Origin of the sequence: Pseudoduganella sp. UC29_71 (assembly GCF_042693265.1) — a bacterium.
GTDB lineage: Bacteria > Pseudomonadota > Gammaproteobacteria > Burkholderiales > Burkholderiaceae_D > Rugamonas.
The window spans coordinates 4,812,544-4,831,804 of sequence record NZ_CP170549.1 but is presented as its reverse complement, the minus strand read 5'-3'; the positions used below and the strand labels follow the sequence as shown (position 1 = coordinate 4,831,804).

General features: G+C 66.4%; 12 protein-coding genes and 1 pseudogene. 5 read left to right on the top strand and 8 right to left on the bottom strand.

Annotated features, from left to right (window positions below; translation table 11 throughout):
- Window positions 1–19: 19 nt before the first annotated feature.
- The 8 genes and pseudogenes from ACFJI2_RS21395 to ACFJI2_RS21360 all read right to left on the bottom strand — a co-directional run bounded on the left by ACFJI2_RS21395 (window position 20) and on the right by ACFJI2_RS21360 (window position 10,026).
- Window positions 20–1,153 (bottom strand): sugar ABC transporter permease, encoded by a 1,134-nt coding sequence (locus tag ACFJI2_RS21395; protein ID WP_377701793.1) that lies wholly within the window; start codon window positions 1,151–1,153, stop codon window positions 20–22.
- A gap of 80 nt (window positions 1,154–1,233) precedes the next feature.
- Window positions 1,234–2,760, bottom strand: coding sequence for a D-xylose ABC transporter ATP-binding protein (gene xylG / locus ACFJI2_RS21390; protein ID WP_377701792.1), 1,527 nt, complete (start codon window positions 2,758–2,760; stop codon window positions 1,234–1,236).
- Between the two features lie 17 nt (window positions 2,761–2,777).
- Window positions 2,778–3,785 carry a D-xylose ABC transporter substrate-binding protein gene (xylF, locus tag ACFJI2_RS21385; protein WP_132135145.1) on the bottom strand — a complete coding sequence of 336 codons (1,008 nt, stop codon included), beginning with the start codon at window positions 3,783–3,785 and terminating at the stop codon, window positions 2,778–2,780.
- 156 nt (window positions 3,786–3,941) lie between these two features.
- Window positions 3,942–5,726: an IlvD/Edd family dehydratase gene (locus ACFJI2_RS21380; protein WP_377701791.1), complete on the bottom strand. Its 1,785-nt coding sequence runs from the start codon at window positions 5,724–5,726 to the stop codon at window positions 3,942–3,944.
- A 1-nt stretch (window position 5,727) separates the two neighbouring features.
- Window positions 5,728–6,618 (bottom strand): SMP-30/gluconolactonase/LRE family protein, encoded by an 891-nt coding sequence (locus tag ACFJI2_RS21375; RefSeq protein ID WP_377701790.1) that lies wholly within the window; start codon window positions 6,616–6,618, stop codon window positions 5,728–5,730.
- Entirely contained in the window at window positions 6,615–7,382 is a 768-nt protein-coding gene (locus tag ACFJI2_RS21370) for an SDR family NAD(P)-dependent oxidoreductase (RefSeq protein WP_377705881.1), read from the bottom strand. Before ACFJI2_RS21370 ends, ACFJI2_RS21375 begins: the two co-directional genes overlap by 4 nt.
- 34 nt (window positions 7,383–7,416) lie before the next feature.
- Window positions 7,417–8,616, bottom strand: coding sequence for a fumarylacetoacetate hydrolase family protein (locus ACFJI2_RS21365; RefSeq protein ID WP_107873126.1), 1,200 nt, complete (start codon window positions 8,614–8,616; stop codon window positions 7,417–7,419).
- Window positions 8,617–8,635: 19 nt separating this feature from the next.
- A pseudogene (locus ACFJI2_RS21360) lies at window positions 8,636–10,026 on the bottom strand (enolase C-terminal domain-like protein).
- Between the two features lie 180 nt (window positions 10,027–10,206).
- On the opposite strand from ACFJI2_RS21360, the gene ACFJI2_RS21355 reads away from it, so the two are divergent.
- From ACFJI2_RS21355 to ACFJI2_RS21335, 5 genes are all read left to right on the top strand, one after another.
- Window positions 10,207–11,343, top strand: coding sequence for an SGNH/GDSL hydrolase family protein (locus ACFJI2_RS21355; RefSeq protein ID WP_377705880.1), 1,137 nt, complete (start codon window positions 10,207–10,209; stop codon window positions 11,341–11,343).
- Window positions 11,344–11,511: 168 nt separating this feature from the next.
- Window positions 11,512–14,394 (top strand): glycosyl hydrolase 115 family protein, encoded by a 2,883-nt coding sequence (locus ACFJI2_RS21350; RefSeq protein ID WP_377701789.1) that lies wholly within the window; start codon window positions 11,512–11,514, stop codon window positions 14,392–14,394.
- Between the two features lie 47 nt (window positions 14,395–14,441).
- The gene (locus ACFJI2_RS21345; protein ID WP_377701788.1) at window positions 14,442–16,817 is read left to right on the top strand and encodes an alpha-glucuronidase family glycosyl hydrolase; all 2,376 of its coding nucleotides are present in this window, start codon (window positions 14,442–14,444) and stop codon (window positions 16,815–16,817) included.
- Window positions 16,818–17,011: 194 nt separating this feature from the next.
- Window positions 17,012–18,049 (top strand): LacI family DNA-binding transcriptional regulator, encoded by a 1,038-nt coding sequence (locus ACFJI2_RS21340; RefSeq protein ID WP_377701787.1) that lies wholly within the window; start codon window positions 17,012–17,014, stop codon window positions 18,047–18,049.
- A gap of 202 nt (window positions 18,050–18,251) precedes the next feature.
- Complete coding sequence (locus ACFJI2_RS21335) at window positions 18,252–19,202, top strand: alpha/beta fold hydrolase (protein WP_377701786.1); 951 nt, start codon at window positions 18,252–18,254, stop codon at window positions 19,200–19,202.
- Window positions 19,203–19,261 lie beyond the last annotated feature (59 nt).

Here is a 19,261-nt window from a genome sequence, read left to right as displayed (position 1 = left end):
GTCTCCGTTGTGTTTGTTCTTAACGCTTGGCCGAGCGCGTGCTGACGTCGATCCACACGGCCAGCGTGAGGATGAAGCCCTTGACGATCATCTGCCAGTAGGTGTCCACGTCCAGCATGGACATGCCGTTATCCAGGCTGGCCATCACCAGCGCGCCGATCAGCGCGCCGTACACCGTGCCCGAGCCGCCGCGCATGGAGGTGCCGCCGATGAAGCAGGCCGCGATCGCATCCAGCTCGCCGGAGGTGCCGGCCGACGGCGAACCTGCCGCCAGGCGCGCCGTGTTGATCACGCCGGCCAAGGCGCACATCAGGCCCATGATGCCGAAGATCCACAGCTTGATCGACTTCACGTTGATGCCGGACAGGCGCGTCGCCTCCATATTGCTGCCCACCGCGTAGACGCGGCGGCCGAACACGGTCTGCGTGGTCATGTAGGTGAAGATGCCCAGCAGCGCGAGCAGCAGCAGCACCGGCAGCGGAATGCCCTCGTAGGAATTGAGCGTGACCACGAAGGCCGCCACGATGGCGCCGATGGCGATGACCTTGAGCGCGTCGCGCCACATCGGGGCCGCTTCCAGGCCGTGCTCGGCGCGGCTGCGGCGCTGCTGCCAGGTCAGGGCCACGGCGATGGCGAACAGCGCCACGCCCAGCAGGATGCCCAGCTGCGGCGGCAGGTAGCCCTGGCCGAGGTAGACCAGGTCGTCCGACACCGGCGCCACGGTGGTGCCGCCGGTAATGCCCAGCACAATGCCGCGATAGGCCAGCATGCCGCCCAGGCCGACGATGAAGGACGGGATGCTGAGGTAGGCGGTGAGGTAGCCGTTGAACAGGCCGACCAGCAGGCCGAAGCCCAGCACCAGCAGCAGGTTGACCGGCAGCGCCAGGTGGTGCGTCACGTCCAGCACGGCCGCCACGCCGCCGAGCAGGCCGAGCAGCGAGCCGACCGACAGGTCGATTTCACCGGCGATAATCACCAGCGACATGCCGCAGGCGACGATGCCGGTGATGGCCATCTGGCGCATCAGGTTGGACAGGTTGCGCGGCGAAATGAAGCCGCCGTCGGTCTTCATGCTGAAGAAGCCCCAGATCAGCGCGATGGCGATCAGCAAGGCCAGCATCTTATATTGCGTAAATAGTTTCTTGATGTTCATGGTTGTCTCTTGTTATTCGTGTCCCCGCGTAAGCGGCCCGAGCCGCATTCGGGGTCTGACCCCGAATGCGGCTCAGCCTGCTACGGGGCATGGTCGAGGGCGGCGGCGAGGACGGTTTCCTGGCTGAGGTTGTCGTTGTCGAAGTTGCCGCGCAGCTGGCCTTCGCCTATCACCAGCACGCGGTCGGAGATGCCCAGCACTTCGGCCAGCTCGGAGGAGACCATGATGATGGACATGCCTTGCGCGGCGAGGTCGAACATCAGCTGGTAGATCTCGAACTTGGCGCCGACGTCCACGCCGCGCGTGGGTTCGTCCAGGATCAGTATCTTCGGCTTGGTGAGCAGCATCTTGGACAGCACGGCCTTTTGCTGGTTGCCGCCCGAGAGCCCGGTGATCGGCAGGAAGGGGCTGGCGGTCTTGAGCTTGACGCTGGCGATTTCGCTGCGGATGGTCTTCAGCTCCGCATCCTGGTCGATGCGCGTGCCGCGCGCGTACTGGCCCAGCACGGACAGCGTGATGTTCTGCCCCACGCTCAGGTCGGGCACGATGCCGTGCTGCTTGCGGTCTTCCGGCACCATGGCCAGGCCGGCCCTGATGGCTTTTTGCGGCGTGCCGGTGTCGAGCTTTTGGCCGTCGAGCCAGACTTCGCCTTCGTGCGCGCCGGGGTAGGCGCCGAAGATCGACGACACCAGCTCCGTGCGGCCCGCGCCGACCAGCCCCGCGATGCCGAGGATTTCGCCCCTGCGCAGCGTGAAGGAGATGTTGTCCACCCGCTTGCGCGCCGGGTTGTCGGCGTCGTAGCAGGTGATGTTGCGCGCTTCGAATACCACCTCGCCCGGCGCGTGCTTGCGCTGCGGGTAAAGCTGGTTCATTTCGCGCCCCACCATCTGGGCGATGATGCGGTCCACATTCATCTCGCTCATCGGCGTGGTGGCGATGTGCTGGCCGTCGCGGATCACCACGATGGTGTCGCAGATCGCTTCCACTTCGTCCAGCTTGTGCGAGATGTAGACGCAGGTGACGCCCTCCGACTTGAGCCGGCGGATGATGTTGAGCAGCACCTGGATTTCGGACGCCGTCAGCGACGACGACGGTTCGTCCAGGATCAGCAGCTGTGCGCGCTTGTTGAGCGCCTTGGCGATCTCGATCAGCTGCTGGTGGCCGCCGCCGTAGTTCTTTACCGGCTCCACCACGTTCACGTCGTGGATGTTGAGCCAGGTGAGGATCTCGGCGGCGCGGCGGTTCATGGCCGCATAGTCCATGCGCCCGCCGGGCAGGGTGATCTCGTTGCCGAGGAAGATATTCTCGGCCACCGACAGTTCGGGCACCAGCATCAGCTCCTGGTGGATGATGACGATGCCGGCGTCCTCCGTGTCGCGGATCGATTGCGCGCGCAGCGGCTCGCCTTTCCACAGGATTTCGCCGTCCCAGGTGCCGTGCGGGTAGACCCCGGACAGCACTTTCATCAGCGTGGATTTGCCGGCGCCGTTTTCGCCGCACAGGCCGATGCATTCACCGGCCTTCATCTTGATGTCTATTCCGTTTAACGCCTTCACACCGTCGAACTGCTTGACGATGCCCCTCATCTCCAAAAGATAATCGGCCATGCTCGTCGTCTGCTTCGTCAGTTGGCCAGTTGGGCTTTGGTGTAGAAGCCGTCGTCGACCAGCACGTTGACGTTGGCCTTGGTCAGCGGAATGGGCTTGAGCAGCAGGGTGTCGACCTTCTTCATGCCGTTCTCGTAGACCGAGTTGTAGGCCGGCTTCTCGTTGCGCACCAGCTGCACGGCCAGCTTGGCCGCTTCGGAGGCGATCAGCTTGAGCGGCTTGTAGACCGTCATGGCCTGGGTGCCTGAGATGACGCGCTTGACGGCGGCCAGGTCGGCGTCCTGGCCGGACACGGGCACTTTGCCGCCCAGCTTCTGCGCGGTGAGCGCCTGGATGGCGCCGCCGGCGGTGCCGTCGTTGGAGGCGACGATGGCGTCGATCTTGTTGCCGTTGGCGGTGAGGGCGTTTTCCACGATGGTCATCGCTTCGGCCGCGCTCCAGTCCTTCACCCACTGCTTGCCGACGATTTTGATGTCGCCCTTGTCCACCAGCGGCTGCAGCACTTTCATCTGGCCTTCGCGCAGCATCTTGGCATTGTTGTCGGTGGGCGCGCCGCCCAGCAGGTAGTAGTTGCCCTTCGGTTTGAGCTTGGTGACGGCGTCGGCCTGCAGCTCGCCGACCTTCACGTTGTCGAAGGAGATGTAGGCGTCGATGTCGGAGTTCAGGATGAGGCGGTCATAGGAGACGACCTTGATCTTGGCTTTCTTCGCCTCGCGGATGGCGTTGTTGAGCACCGTGGCGTTGTAGGGGACGATGACCAGCACGTCCACGCCGCGCGAGATCAGGTTTTCGATCTGGGCGATCTGGCGCTGCTCGCTGGCGTCGGCCGACTGCACGAACACCTTGGCGCCGAGCTTTTCGGCTGCGGCGTTGAAGTAGTCGCGGTCGCGGGTCCAGCGCTCCACGCGCAGGTCGTCGATGGAGAAGCCGATTTTCGGGTTCTTGGCGTCGGCATGGGCGAAGCCGCTGGACAGCGCCATGACGGCGCCGGCGATTGCTGCTACTGCTTTCAGTTTGGTGTTCATGGTCGTCTCCTAAGGTAGGTTTTTGTACGCTTGGCGGGTTACGCGGGCATAGCCCGCTAACCCGCCCTACGTTTTAATTTTTACATCGAAACATCGATACATCGGTACATCGTAGGGCGGGTTAGCGCCGCCAGGCGCGTAACCCGCCAGAGCCGCCTAGTGGTTATGCCTCGGCATGGTGTCCGCCACGCCGCGGTATTTGACCGCCAGCTCCATGCATGCGCCATCCTGCATCTGGCCCACGGTGGAGCGGTACAGCTCCTGCCAAGGCGTCTGGCTGGCCGGCACCGCCGGAATGCCTTCGGCCTTGCGCGCGGCCAGCACTTCTTCGCTCACCAGCATATCGCAGGCGCCGGTGTTCAGGTCGATGCGGATGGTGTCGCCGGTGCGCACGTACGCCAGCCCGCCGCCCACGGCGCTTTCAGGCGACGCGTTCAGGATCGAAGGACTGTCCGAAGTACCGGACTGCCGGCCGTCGCCCAGCGTCGGCAGGTTCAGGATGCCGCGCTTGATCAGCGCATCGGGCGGTTGCATGTTCACCACCTCGGCCGAACCTGGCCAGCCCACCGGGCCGGCGCCGCGTATCACGAGGATGCAGTTCTCGTCGATGTTGAGCGACGGGTCGTTGATGCGGTTGTGATAGTCGGTGGAGCCGTCGAACACCACGGCGCGGCACTCGAACACGTTCTCGGAGCCCGCGCGTTCCAGGTAGCGGGCGCGGAAGTCGGGCGAGATCACGCAGGTCTTCATGATGGCGAAGTCGAACAGGTTGCCCTTCAGGACGAAGAAGCCGGCCTTGGTCTTCAGCGGCTGGTCATACGGGGTGATCATCTCGCGGTCGTTGGATTCGCGGCCCTGCAGGTTTTCCGCCATGGTCTTGCCGGTGACGGTGGCGCGCTTGGAGCGCAGCTTGCCCTTCTGTTCCAGCTCCCACATGATGGCCGGTACGCCGCCGGCGCGGTGGAAGCGCTCGCCGAGGTATTTGCCGGACGGCTGCATGTTCAGCAGCAGCGGCACGTCGTGGCCGTATTCCATCCAGTCGGACTCGCGCAGTTCCACGCCGGCGTGGCGCGCCATGGCCACGATGTGCTGCTGCGCATTGGTGGAGCCGCCGATGGCGGCGTTGACCACGATGGCGTCCAGGAAGGCGTCGCGCGACAGGATGCTCGACGGGCGGATGTCCAGCCTGGCCATCTCCACGATGCGGCGGCCGGTTTCATAGGCCATCTGGCCGCGCTCGCGGTACGGCGCCGGAATGGCGGAGCAGCCGGTGAGCGACATGCCCAGCGCTTCGGCCATGGCGTTCATGGTGGAGGCGGTGCCCATGGTGTTGCAGTGGCCGGCCGATGGCGCGGAGGCGGCGCCGATCTGCAGGAACTTCTCGTTGTCGATTTCGCCCGCGGCCAGGCGGCGGCGCGCCTTCCAGATGGCCGAGCCGGAGCCTACCAGCTCGCCGTCCAGCCAGCCGTCCAGCATCGGGCCGCCGGACAGCACGATGGCGGGAATGTCCACCGTGGCGGCAGCCATGATCTGGGCCGGGGTGGTCTTGTCGCAGCCGGTGGTCAGCACCACGGCGTCGATCGGGTAGCCGTGCAGGATCTCCACCAGGCCCATATAGGCCAGGTTGCGGTCGATGGCGGCGGTGGGGCGGCGGCAGTTTTCAAAGATGGGGTGCAGCGGGAATTCCATGGCGATGCCGCCCGCGTCGCGGATGCCGTCGCGCACGCGCTTGGCCAGTTCCAGGTGGATGCGGTTGCACGGGCTGATGTCGCTGCCCGACTGCGCGATGCCGATGATGGGACGGCCGCTGCGCAGTTCTTCGGGCGTAATGCCGTAGTTCATAAAGCGCTCCAGGTAGAGCGCGGTCATGTCGATATGGTCCGGATTGTCGAACCAGTCCTGCGAGCGGTAGCGCCGCTGTTGCTGAGTGTCCTTGGTCATGTTACATGCTTCCTTTGTATTTATATTGCTGCTGTCCCGGGGTCTCCACGCGGAACGAGAATACACCGCCGGCGAGCGGATGGGCGGCGCGCGCCTCGTCCGACATACCTTTCCAGGCGGTGGTGGCAAACACGGTGCGCAGGTCCGCGCCGCCGAATGCCACCTTGGTGATGTTGGGGCAGGGGAAGGCGACGGTGCCGATCACTTTGCCTTCCGGGGAGTAGCGGTCCACGCGCGCGCCGCCGAACATGGCGATCCACACGCAGCCTTCGGCGTCCACCACGGAACCGTCCGGGTGGCCGGGAGCGGCCGTGCGCACGAATTCGCGCTTGTTGGACAGGGTGCCGTCCGGCGCCGCGTCGTAGGCATACACCACCTTGGCCAGCGTGTCGGTGTGGTAGAAGGTGCGGCCGTCCGGGCTGTGGCACGGGCCGTTGGTGATGATGATGCCGCTGTCCTTCTGCTGCAGCGCGCCGTCCGCGCCCAGGCGGTATAGCGCGCCGGTGGGGGCGCTTTCGCCGTTGTCCATGGAGCCGAACCACAGGGCGCCCTGGCTGTCCACGTAGCCGTCGTTCAGGCGGTTGCCGGGGATGTCCGCTTCAAGTTCCAGCAGGGGCGCGAACTGGCCGGTGCCGGGCGAGAAGCGCAGCAGCTTGCCGGGCAGGCCGCAGACCAGGCCGCCGCCTTCCATCGGCAGGGCGAAGCCGGTTTCGGCCGGCATGTCCCAGCTTTGCTGCGCGCTGCCGTCTTCGGCGCAGCGGTGCAGGCGCTGGCCCTTGATGTCCACCAGGTACAGCGCCGCTTCGGCGGCGTGCCAGAACGGACCTTCGCCGAGCTTGGCGCCCAGCTCCCAGATGCAGCGCGGCTGCGTGGTGGCCATCGCGGCGTTCATGCGCCGTACCAGCCCGCGTCGACGAAGTAGTCGCGGCCGGAGCAGCGGGCGGCGTTGTCGGAGGCCAGGAACAGGGCCAGCGCGGCCACGTCCTCGGTTTCCACGCGCTCGTGCAGGCATTGCGCCGCCAGGATGGCCGCTTCATCTTCGGCCGAGTGCCACAGCGCCATCTGGCGCGGGGTTTTCACCGAGCCGGGGATGACGGTGTTGACGCGGATGCCGTCCGGGCCGAGGTCGCGGGCCAGGCCGCGCGTCAGGCCTTCGATGGCGGCTTTGGCCGTCATGTACAGCGACAGCTGCGGCAGCGCCAGGTGCCAGGAGATGGAACCGAAGTTCAGGATCACGCCGCCGCCCTTGGCCTTCATGCCGGCCGCCACCGCCTGCGCGCAGAAGAACTGGTGGCGCAGGTTCACGTTCAGGCTGTCGTCCCAGTACTTGGCGGTGACGTCCTTGACGTGGTGGCGGTTGTCGTTGGCCGCGTTATTGAGCAGCACGTCCACTTTGCCGAAGTCGATCTGGATGGCGGCGAAGGCATTGCCCAGCGCATCCAGGTCGGTCAGGTCGCAGCGGATGAAGCGCGGCGGGCGCTTGCAGCCGGCCAGCGACTTTTCCAGCTCGCGCGAGGCTTCCTCGGCGATGTCCAGGAACACCACTTGCGCGCCCTGTTTGGCGAAGGCATCCACCATGGCGGCGCCGATGCCGGTGCCGCCGCCGGTGATGACCACCACTTTTTCGGCCAGGTCGTGATAGGTGGCGTACACCATGGGTTTGCGTTCAGTTGTTACAGGCGCCACCATTTTATTTCGCTCCATTCGAGTTGTTCAGCAGGCCGCGTGCGGCCAGGTTGTTGTAAAGGGCGCGTACGCCGAAAGTCCAGGGGGTGATCTGATCGCTGCGGTGCACGTGGTTGATCAGCGAGCCCAGTGCCGGGCTGGTGATGGTGACGCGGTCGCCCATGTGGTGGGTGAAGCCGGCGCCGGCCTGGCCGCGGTCCTTGATCGGCGAGAACATGGTGCCGAGGAAGAGCATGAAGCCGTCCGGGTACTGGTGGTGCGCGCCGCTGGTCTGCGATACCAGGTCCAGCGGGTCGCGACTGATCTCGCGCATGAAGCTGGCGCCGTCCAAGCGGAAGTCGTCTTCCGCGCCTTCGATCACCATGCGCACTTCGGCGTTGCGCACCGTGTCCATCGTGAAGTCGCCGTCGAACAGGCGGATGAAGGGGCCGATGGCGCAGGAGGCGTTGTTGTCCTTGGCTTTACCCAGCAGCAGCGCGCTGCGGCCTTCGATGTCGCGCAGGTTCACGTCGTTGCCCAGCGTGGCGCCCACCACTTCGCGGCGGCTGTTCACGGCCAGCACGATCTCCGGTTCCGGGTTGTTCCACTTCGATTCCGGGTGCAGGCCGACGTCGGCGCCGAAGCCGACGGCGGACATGGGCTGCGACTTGGAGAACACCTCGGCGTAGGGGCCGATGCCCACTTCCATGTATTGCGACCAGGCGCCGCGCTGGATGAACTGCTGCTTGAGTTGTTCCGCTTCCGGCGAGCCGGGCTTGATGCTGGACAGGTCGGCGCCGATCGATTCGAGCAGCGAGGCACGCAGCGCGTCGGCGCGGCTCTTGTCGCCGCCGGCCTGTTCTTCGATCACGCGTTCCAGCAGGCTCACGGCGAAGGTTACGCCGCAGGCTTTCAGCGCTTGCAGGTCGCATGGGGCCAGCAGCTGCGGCACGTCGGCGTCGGGCTGTGCTTCCAGCGCGCTGTCGAGCAGGCGCTGCACGGGGCCGAGCGATTCGCCCTGCGCGCTGCGCACGAAGGCCGTCAGGTCGCTGCGTTCGAACAGTTCGGACACGGTGGGCGCTTGCGCCGTGATGTCGATTACCTCGCCGTTGCGCACCACCACCACGCTCGGGCCGTTGATGGCGCCGCCGCGCCATACGCGGCCGATCAGCAGGGCGCCGGCCAGGTCGGCGGGCAGCAACTGGGTAACTTGGGCAAATGTCATGTCTCTATCCTTGATTGTTTTAGTTGCGGCCCAGGCTGGGGAGCTTGGGCGAATAGGTCCAGCCGGGAACCAGGTAGCGCATGGCCATGGCGTCGTCGCGCGCGCCGGTGGCCACCTTGTTGTACAGCGCGTTGGCGGCCATGATGCGGCCCATGTCCGGCTCGATGCCCAGGCCCGGCGCTTGCGGCACCTGCACTTCGCCGCCCACGATCTGCAGCGGGTTGCGCGTCAGGCGCTCCTGGCCTTCCTGCCAGATCCAGTGCGTGTCGATGGCGGTGATGCGGCCCGGCGCGGCGGCGGCGGCATGCGTGAACATGGCCAGCGACACGTCGAAGTGGTTGTTCGAGTGCGAACCCCAGGTCAGGCCCCAGTCGTGGCACAGCTGCGCCAGGCGCACGGAACCCTGCATGGTCCAGAAGTGCGGGTCGGCCAGCGGAATGTCCACCGCGCCCAGCAGGTGCGAGTGGCCATCTGGCGCCAGTCGGTGGCCACCATGTTGGTGGCGGTCTGGATGCCGGTGGCGCGGCGGAATTCGGCCATGATCTCGCGGCCGGAGTAGCCGTTCTCGGGACCGCACGGATCTTCCGCGTAGGCCAGGATGTGGCCCTGGCCCTTGCACAGGGCGATGGATTCGTCCAGCGACCAGGCGCCGTTCGGGTCCAGCGTCACGCGCGCATCGGGGAAGCGCTTCTTGATGGCGCGGATCGCTTCCATCTCTTCGGCGCCGTGCATCACGCCGCCTTTCAGCTTGAAGTCGCGGAAGCCGTATTTCTCCACCGTGGCCGCGGCCTGGTCGGCGATGGCTTCGGGCGTGAGGGCTTCCTGGTGGCGCATGTGGTACCAGCTGCCTTCCGAGCCAGTGCTCTCCAGGTAAGGCAGGTCGGTGCGGCGGCGGTCGCCGATGTAGAACAGATAGGCCAGCATGGGCACGCTGTCGCGCTGCTGGCCGGAACCCAGCAGTTCGCACACCGGCACGCCGAGGTGCTGGCCCATCAGGTCCAGCAGCGCCGCTTCAATCGCGGTGACCACGTTTTCCAGGCGCAGGTTGATTTCGTGCGGCTGCTTCAGCACCGCCGCCTCAGCTGCCGACGTGACCTGGTGCTGGTGGCCGCCGCCCTTGCCGGCGATGGACACGCGCACCGCGTTCAGCGTGCGGTTGTAGCGGCCGATCTCGGTGCCCACCACCAGCGGAACGGCTTTCTCCAGCGCCTGCAGGATGCCGGCGCCGCCCGGGACTTCGCCCATGCCGGTGTTGCCGGCGCTGTCCTTCAGCAGCACCAGCGTGCGGATGAAGAAGGGCGCGTGAGCCCCGCACAGGTTGAGCAGCATGCTGTCGTAGCCTGCCACCGGGATCACCTGCATCTCAGTGATCCTTGGACTTCCCGAAATTTGATTTGTTGCGTGTACCATCGCTTTGTCCTAAAATGAATAGCGCTAACATAACACAAGTGTGAGGGATTTATGCGGTCAAGTCAACACAAGTTGTGCGCCTGGTTTTCGGGCGTGTTGTTTGCAGCCGGTGCATGCGCAGCGGTTGCCGCGGACAAGCCAGGGGAGCCGCATTGGGTGGCTTCCTGGGGCACCGCAGTGATGGTCCCGGAGGGCCAGAACGAATTGGCCGCTGAACACTGGCGCGAGTCCAGCCTGCGCCAGATCGTTCATCTCTCGCTGGGAGGCAGCAAGCTTCGTGTACGAATCAGCAATACTTTCGGCACCACGCCGCTGGTGCTGGAAGGGGCGGGCGTGGCGCTGGCCAAGGCGCCCGGCAAGGCCGATATCGACGGCGCCAGCGCGCGTGCCCTCACGTTCAATGGCCGCAGCAGCGTGCTGATACCGGCCGGCGCCGAGTATTACAGCGATCCGGTGGCGCTGGACCTCAAGCCGGGCGCCGACCTGGCCATTTCCATGTACTTCAAGGGCGAACCGGCGCGCCAGACCGGCCACCCTGGCTCGCGCGCCAACAGCTTCGTCATCAAGGGCAACCGCGTGATGGACGCCGAATGGCCGGCCGCCACCAAGGTGGAACGCTGGTACGCGCTGGCGGACGTGGAAGTGCAGGCGCCGCGCAGCGTGGGCGCGGTGGTTGCCATCGGCGACTCGATCACCGACGGCCACGGCGCCACCACCGACGGCAATGACCGCTGGCCGGACCTGCTGGCGGCGCGCTTCGCGCGGGAAGGCCAGACCATGGGCGTGGTCAACGCCGGCATCGGCGGCGGGCGCATGCTGCGCGACGGGCTGGGGCCGAATATGGCGTCCCGCTTCGACCGCGACGTGATCGCGCGCAGCGGCGTCACCCACGCCATCGTGATGATAGGCGTGAACGACCTGGGCGGGCAGCACCGCAATGGCGACGATACGCCTGAGGCGCGCAAGAAGCTGCTGGACGACCTGATGACGGCGCACCGCCAGCTGGTGGAACGCGCGCATGCACAGGGCATTTGCGTCATTGGCGGCACTATTTCGCCATATATGGGGTCGGACTACTACCGGCCCAACGTGGATAATGAGGCCGACCGCGTGGCGCTGAATAACTGGATACGCACCTCCGGCGTGTTCGATGGTGTGGCAGACTTCGATGCCGCGCTGCGCGATCCGGCCCAGCCTTCGCGCCTGCTGAAGGAGCGCGACAAGGGCGACGGCCTGCATCCGTCGCCGGCGGGATTCCGCGCCATGGCCGACGCGGTGCCGCTGAATGCGCTGCGCCAGTGCCCGGTGAAGCGCTGAGGTGCGCTTGGCGGGTTACGCGCTGGCGCGCTAACCCGCCCTACGAAGCGAGAGAAATGCAACGAGCGCGGGAAACGTAGGGCGGGTTAGCACGCAGTGCGTAACCCGCCGCTGCCGAAACGACCAAATAAATAAAAAGGCTCGTGCACGAGCCTACGGAGACACGGAATGAAATTCATCACCAGGGCGGCTTGCGCTGCCCTCATGCTGGCCTGCGCCTTGCCCGCGCTGGCGCTGGGACAGAAATCCTTCATCGCTTTTGAGCGCACGGACGCCAACGCCGTGGCGCTGGTGCAGTCCGGCAGCGCCGCCAAGCTGTTCGTCGACAGCAGCGACCATGCCGGCGTGCTGCGCGCCGCCGGCGACCTGTTGGGCGACATCCAGCGCGTCAGCGGCGCCCGCCCCGTGCTGCAAAAGAACGGCAGCGTTGCGGGCGCGGACGTGGTCATCATCGGCACCGTCGGCAAGAGCGCGCTGATCGACAAGCTGGTGCAGTCCGGCGCGCTCGATGTCTCCGCCATCAAGGGCAAGTGGGAAGCCTGGCAGGTGCAGACGCTGAAGAACCCCATGCCCGGCGTGGAGCGCGCCCTGGTCATCGCCGGCAGCGACAAGCGCGGCACCATCTACGGCATCTACGAAGTCTCCGAGCAGATCGGCGTATCGCCCTGGTACTGGTGGGCGGACGTGCCGCCAGCGCAGCACGAGGCCCTGTACGCCAGCGTCCCCGCGCGCCGCAGCGACGCGCCGGCGGTGCAGTACCGCGGCATCTTCCTGAACGACGAAGCACCCGCGCTCACCGGCTGGGCCAAGGAGCGCTACGGCGGCTACAACCACCAGTTCTACGAGAAGGTGTTCGAGCTGCTGCTGCGCCTGCGCGGCAATTACCTGTGGCCCGCCATGTGGGACGCCGCCTTCTTCGACGACGACAAGCTCAATGGCGTGCGCGCCGAGGAGTATGGCGTCGTCATCGGCACATCGCATCATGAGCCCATGATGCGCGCCCACAAGGAGTGGGACCGCTACGGCAAGGGCGCCTGGGACTACGGCAAGAACGAGTCCGTGCTGAAGGACTTCTGGCGCGGCGGCCTGCGCGCTTCGAAGGGCACCGAAAAGGTTGTTACGCTGGGCATGCGCGGCGACGGCGACGAGCCGATGTCGGAGGAATCCAACGTGGCGCTGCTGGAGCGCATCGTGAAGGACCAGCGCGAGATCATCGCGCAGCAGATCAATCCGGACATGAGCAAGGTGCCGCAGGTGTGGGCCTTGTACAAGGAAGTGCAGGAGTACTACGAGAAGGGCATGCGCGTGCCGGACGACGTGCTGCTGCTGTGGTGCGACGACAACTGGGCCAATATCCGCCGCCTGCCTACCCCGGATGAGCGCAAGCGCGCCGGCGGCGCGGGCGTGTACTACCACTTCGACTACGTGGGCGGCCCGCGTTCCTACAAGTGGCTGAACGTGACGCCGATTCCCAAGATATGGGAGCAGATGCGCCTGGCGTACGAATACGATGCCAAGCGCATGTGGATCGTCAACGTGGGCGACCTGAAGCCGATGGAAGTGCCGATCGAGTTCTTCCTCACCTACGCATGGAATCCCGATGCCTGGCCGGCGGAGCGCCTGCCGGAGTACCTGAAGCTGTGGGCGGCGCGCGAATTCGGCGCGCAGCACGCGGACGAGATTGCGGACATCGTGGCGAGGTACACCAAGTACAACGGCCGCCGCAAGCCGGAGCAGCTGGAGCCTGGCACCTACAGCCAGGTGAACTATAACGAAGCGGCGCGCATCGCGGGCGAGTACAGGGACATCGCCGGGCGCGCCGACAGGATAGACGCCGCGCTGCCGTCCAACCTGCGCGACGCCTTCTTCCAGCTGGTGCAGTACCCCGCCAAGGCGGGCTCGGTGGTGAACGATATGTATGTGCTGGCGGCGCAGAACCAGCTGTACGCCAGGCAGGGCCGCGCCTCCACCAACGATCTGGCCGAGCGCGTGCGCGGCCTGTTCAAGCAGGACGCGGAACTGGCGCGCCAGTACATGGAGGACGTGAGCGACGGCAAGTGGAACCACATGATGTCGCAGACGCACCTGGGCTACACCTACTGGAACCAGCCGCCGCGCAACGTGATGCCGGCGGTGGCTGAAATCCAGACCAGCAAGCCGAGCGAGATGGGCGTGGCGGTGGAAGGCAGCGAGTTCGCATGGCCGGGCCAGAACGCGGACAAGCTCGCGCTGCCGGTGCTGGACGCCGAGAGCAAGCAGGCGCGCTGGGTGGAAGTCTTCAATCGCGGCCTGCAGGCATTCAACTACACCATCAAGGCCAGCGAGCCGTGGGTGGTGCTGAGCAGCCCTGGCGGCAGGATAGTGCGCGAGAAGCGGGTCATGGTGGACGTGCGCTGGGCGGATGTGCCGTGGGCCTCGCTGCCGGCCGGTACGAACATGATCGAGGCCACGCTGACCATCGAAGGCGCCGGCGGCAAGACCCGCGTCAAGGTGCCGGTACGCCGGCCGGTGAAGGCGGCGGCCGGCAGCTTTGTCGAGTCGCAGGGCGTGATCGCCATCGAAGCGGAGCATTATGCGAACGCCGTGGCCAAGGAGGGCTGGCAGTGGCTGCGGGTTCCGGACCATGGCCGCACGCTGTCCGCCATGACGACCTTGCCGGCCAGTGCGGCCCTGTCGCTGCCCGGCGCGGCCGAGGGCATGCGGCTCGAATACAAGGTGCATCTGCTGACGGCAGGCGAGGTGACGCTGCATTCCACGCTGGCGCCCACGCTGAAGTTCCAGCCGGGCGAAGGCTTCCGCTACGCGGTCTCCTTCGACGACGAGGCGCCGCAGGTGGTGAACGTGCACGCGGACGGCTCGCAGCGCTTCTGGGAGCGCGCCGTGTCCGACGGCGCCGTGGTGTTCAAGACAAAGCACAAACTCGCGGCAGGCGCGCACACGCTCAAGTTCTGGGCTGTCGATCCCGCGCTGGTGCTGCAAAAACTGGTGATCGATGCGGGCGGTTTGAAGCCGAGCTACCTCGGTCCGCAGGAAAGTCCCAAGGCGCCGTAACCGCGCTGCGGAAGGTTACGCTAACATCGGTTGATATTGGAGACGAAATGAGAAGATTACTGAAGGCGCTTGCGCCAGTGCCGGTGCGCGTGTTCGCACCCGTATTCGCGGCGCTGCTGTCGCTCTGCGTGCTGGCAGCGCCGGCGCACGGCGCCAGCGGCGCGGTGGAGGACGGCTACGACCTGTGGCTGCGCTACCGCCCCCTCGACAAGGCCGCGCGCGAGCAAGTGCGCGCCGTGGCAACGGCCATCGTCGCGCCCGGCGCGGCAGCGGCTGCGCCGTCGGGTTCAGCGCCGGCGCCAAGCGTTGCTGCCGGCTCCCCGCCGCCGGCTGGGCGCGTGGCCGCGTTGCCGAGCGCCGCCGCCATGGCGGCAGGCGCGCCCGCCGCCACGCCGCTGCAGGCGGCCGTGGCCGAGCTGCAGCGCGGCTTCGGCGGCCTGCTGGGCAAGGAGCCGCCGCTGGCCGCGTCCGTGCAGGACGGCGCCGTGGTGCTGGCCACGCCCGCGTCCATGCCCGCGCTGTCCGGCATGGGCCTGAAGCTGGAAACCCTGGGCCAGGAAGGCTATCTGCTGCGCAGCACCCGCCTGCAGGGCCGCAAGGTCACCCTGGTCGCCGCCAACAGCGACACCGGCCTGCTGTACGGCGCCTTCGCCCTGCTGCGCAAGGCCGGCACAGGCATGGTCGGCACGGACGGCAAAGGCGGCAAAGGCGGCCCTGCTGCGCTGTCCGCGCTGGACGAACGCTCAGCCCCCAAATTGCAGCTGCGCGTGCTGAACCACTGGGACAACCTGGACCGCACCGTGGAACGCGGCTACGCCGGCGAGTCGATCTGGAACTGGTGGGCGCTGCCCGAAGTGCGCGACCGCCGCTATGTGGACTACGCGCGCGCCAACGCCTCGCTGGGCATCAACGGCACGGTGCTCAACAACGTGAACTCCAAGCCGGACATCCTGACCGCGCCATGGATCGCCAAGGCCGCCGCCGTGGCCGACACGCTGCGCCCCTACGGCATCAGGGTCTACCTGTCCGCGCGCTTCTCCACGCCGCTGGAGCTGGGCGCCACCAAGACCGCCGACCCGCTCGATCCCGCCGTCGCCGCATGGTGGAAAGCCAAGGCCGACGAGATCTACAAGACCATACCCGACTTCGGCGGCTTCCTCGTGAAAGCCAACTCCGAAGGCCAGCCAGGCCCGCAGGACTACCACCGCAGCCACGCCGACGGCGCCAACATGCTGGCCAAGGCGCTGGCCCCGCACAAGGGCATCGTGATGTGGCGCGCCTTTGTCTATGCGCATGAAAAGCCGGACGACCGCGCCAAGCAGGCCTACGACGAATTCAAGCCGCTGGACGGCACCTTCGACGCCAACGTGCTGGTGCAGGTGAAGAACGGCGCCATCGACTTCCAGCCGCGCGAGCCGGCCCACCCGCTGTTCGGCGCCATGCCGAAGACGCCGCTGATGATGGAATTCCAGATCACCAAGGAATACCTGGGCTACGCCACCCACCTGGCCTACCTCGGCACCATGTACCAGGAAACCCTGGGCACCGACATGCGCACCGGCTCGGGCGGCGCCAGCGCCACCGTGGCGCAGATCCTGGAGGCGGGCGCGCAACAGGGCGGCTCGCGCCTGACCGGCATCGCCGGCGTGGCCAACATCGGCAGCGAGCGCAATTGGAGCGGCTCGCACTTCGACCAGGCCAACTGGTACGCGTTCGGCCGCCTGGCCTGGAACCCGCAAGCCGACGCCCGCGCGCTGGCGCGCGAATGGGCCGCCCAGACCTTCTCGCCCGAGCCGGCCGCCGTCGCGCAAATTACCGACATGATGATGATGTCGCGCGAAGCGGTGGTGAACTACATGACGCCGCTCGGCCTGCACCACCTGATGGGCACCGGCCACCATCACGGCCCGGCGCCATGGGTGGCCAACCTGGAGCGCCCGGACTGGAACCCGGTCTACTACCACCGCGCCGACAAGGGCGGCATCGGCTTCGACCGCACCGCCGGCGGCAGCAACGCCGTGGCGCAGTACGCGCCCGGGCTGGCGCGCCAGTACGCGGATCCGCGCACCACGCCGGAAACCATGCTGCTGTGGTTCCACCACCTGCCGTGGGACTACAAGATGGCGTCCGGCCGCAAGCTGTGGGACGAACTGCTGGCGCGCTACGACAGCGGCGTGGCGCAGGCGGACGAGCTGCGCCAGCGCTGGGCGAAGCTGAAGCCCTTCATCGACGCGCGCCGCCATGAGGACGTGGCGGTGCTGCTGGACAAGCAGTACGCCGAGGCTGTGTGGTGGCGCGACGCCAGCATCGCCTACTTCCAGTCGGTTTCCGGCCTGCCGCTGCCGGCCGGCGTGAAGGCGCCGGGCATGCCGCTGGACTACTACAAGTCGCTGAAATTCCCCTACGCCCCGGGACGCGGCTAGCGGAAAGGCGGGGGGAAGGCGGTCCGGCCAAATGATTGCGGTAACATAAATGTGACCGTTTGTTGCATGGCCGGGCAGTTCTAACATTGCCTCTTGTGGTAAAGTCCACTTTTTAACACAGGTTTTTCGAGCAGATGGCAAGAACTAAGGCGAAAGCAGCCGCGGGAGCGGAGTCCCGCTCCGGCGTCCCCACCATGTCCGACGTGGCGAAACTTGCCGGCGTGTCGCCGATGACGGTGTCGCGCGTGATGAATGGCGACACCAAGGTGCGCCAGAGCACGCGCCGCAAGGTGGACGAGGCCGTGGCCGCGCTCAATTACGTGCCCAACCAGGCCGCCCGCCGCCTTGCCGGCTCGCGGCCTATCCGTATTGGCTTCCTGTACAGCAACCCGAGCGCGGGCTACCTGAGCGAGTTCCTGGTCGGCCTGCTGAACCAGGCCAGCCTGAACAATGTGCAGCTGGTGGTGGAGAAGTGCGAGGCGGGCGAGCACTGGAAGGAACAGACCCAGCGCCTGATCGACAACGGCGTGGACGGCATCATCCTGCCGCCGCCGCTGTGCGACATGCCGGGCCTGATCGACATGATCGCCAAGTCCTCGCTGCCAGCCGTCACCGTGGCCTGCGGCCAGCCCGACCCGCGCGTGATCGCCGTCAGCATCGACGACTACCAGGCCGCCTACGCCATGACCTCGCACCTGATCTCGCTGGGCCACCAGCGCATCGGCTTCGTCATCGGCCACCCGAACCAGACCGCCAGCGCGCGCCGCCTGGCCGGCTTCAGGGCCGCCATCGCCGACCGCGGCGTGCAGGATGCGGCCGAGCTGACCGTGCAGGGCATGTTCACCTACCGTTCCGGCCTGGACGCGGCCGAAGTGCTGCTGGGCCTGGAGCAGCGCCCGACCGCCGTTTTCGCCAGCAACGACGACATGGCGGCTGCCACCGTCGCCATCGCGCACCGCCTGGGCCTGGACGTGCCGGGCGACCTGACCGTGGCCGGCTTCGATGACACGGCGCTGGCCACCACCATCTGGCCCGAGCTGACCACCGTGCGCCAGCCGATTACCGGGATGGCCGAAGCGGCGGTGCAATACCTGGTGCGCCAGATCCGCGCGCTGCGCGACGGCGCGCCGGAAGCGCCCGAGCATGTGCTGATGGACTTCTCGCTGATCCGCCGCCAGTCCGACGCCGCCCCGCGCATGCGTCCGCCCATCAAGCTCGCTCCCAAGCCTTAAATCCTCCCCTAAGTCTCCTCCTAAGAGAGAGGCGCCTCCTCCAGCGTGTGGCTACGCTGGATGGCGGCTTACGTGCTTGTGATTCATAAATAGTGAACGATAGATTCATATTGGTACGATTGATTGCCGTGTTGCTGAATCATATAGTGTGTCCATGGAAGCGCAGTCGCCGACAGCGCCAATCAAACTTCAGGAGCATGACATGAGCATCGTACACAGCCAGATCCGCCGTACCATCCTGCGCGGCGTCGCCGCCGCCACCATGGCCGCCGCAGTGGGCAGCGCCTTCGCCGCGGCACCGGCGCCTACCGCCGCCGCCCCCGCAGGCTTCACCAGCAAGACCGCCGCCGTCAACGGCACAAAAATCCACTACCTGGTGGGTGGCAAGGGCACGCCTGTGGTGCTGCTGCACGGCTACACCCAGACCAGCCATATGTGGAAGCCCATCATGGGCGAGCTGGCCAGGACCCATACCGTGATCGTGCCCGACATGCGCGGCGTGGGCGGCTCCGAAAAAGCGGCGGACGGCTACCTGAAGACCAATATGGCCAAGGACATCCATGAGCTGGTGGGCACCATCAGCAAGGAACCCGCCACGGTGGTGGGCCACGACATCGGCCTGATGGTGGCCTACGCCTACGCGGCCCAGTATCCGGCGGACGTGAACAAGGTCGCGCTGATGGACGCCTTCCTGCCCGGCATCGGCAACTGGACCAATATGTTCCTGCTGCGCGACCTGTGGCACTTCCACTTCTTCGGCGAGACGCCGGAAAAGCTGGTGGCCGGCCGCGAGCGCACTTACTTTGAACATTTCTGGAACGACTTCGCCGCCGACAAGACCAAATCGATCAGCGAAGCGGACCGCAAGCTGTACGCGGCGGCCTATGCCCAGCCGGGCGGCGTGCGTGCCGGCTTCCAGTACTTCAAGACTTTCCCGCAGGATGCGGAACAGTTCGCTGAACTGGGCAAGACCAAGCTGACCATGCCGATGCTGGTGCTGGCCGGCGAGAAGTCCGGCGGCGACTTCCTGATCAACCAGGGCAAGCTGGTGGCGGAGAACGTGGACGGCCGCATCATCAAGGGTTCGGGCCACTGGATCATGGAAGAGGCGCCGCAGCAGACCATCCCCGCCTTGCTGGGCTTCATCCAGTAAGCCGCGCCGCCTCAAAGGTGATTCCCTTGTGTTTGTTAGGTGCCGCACTGTGTGCGGCA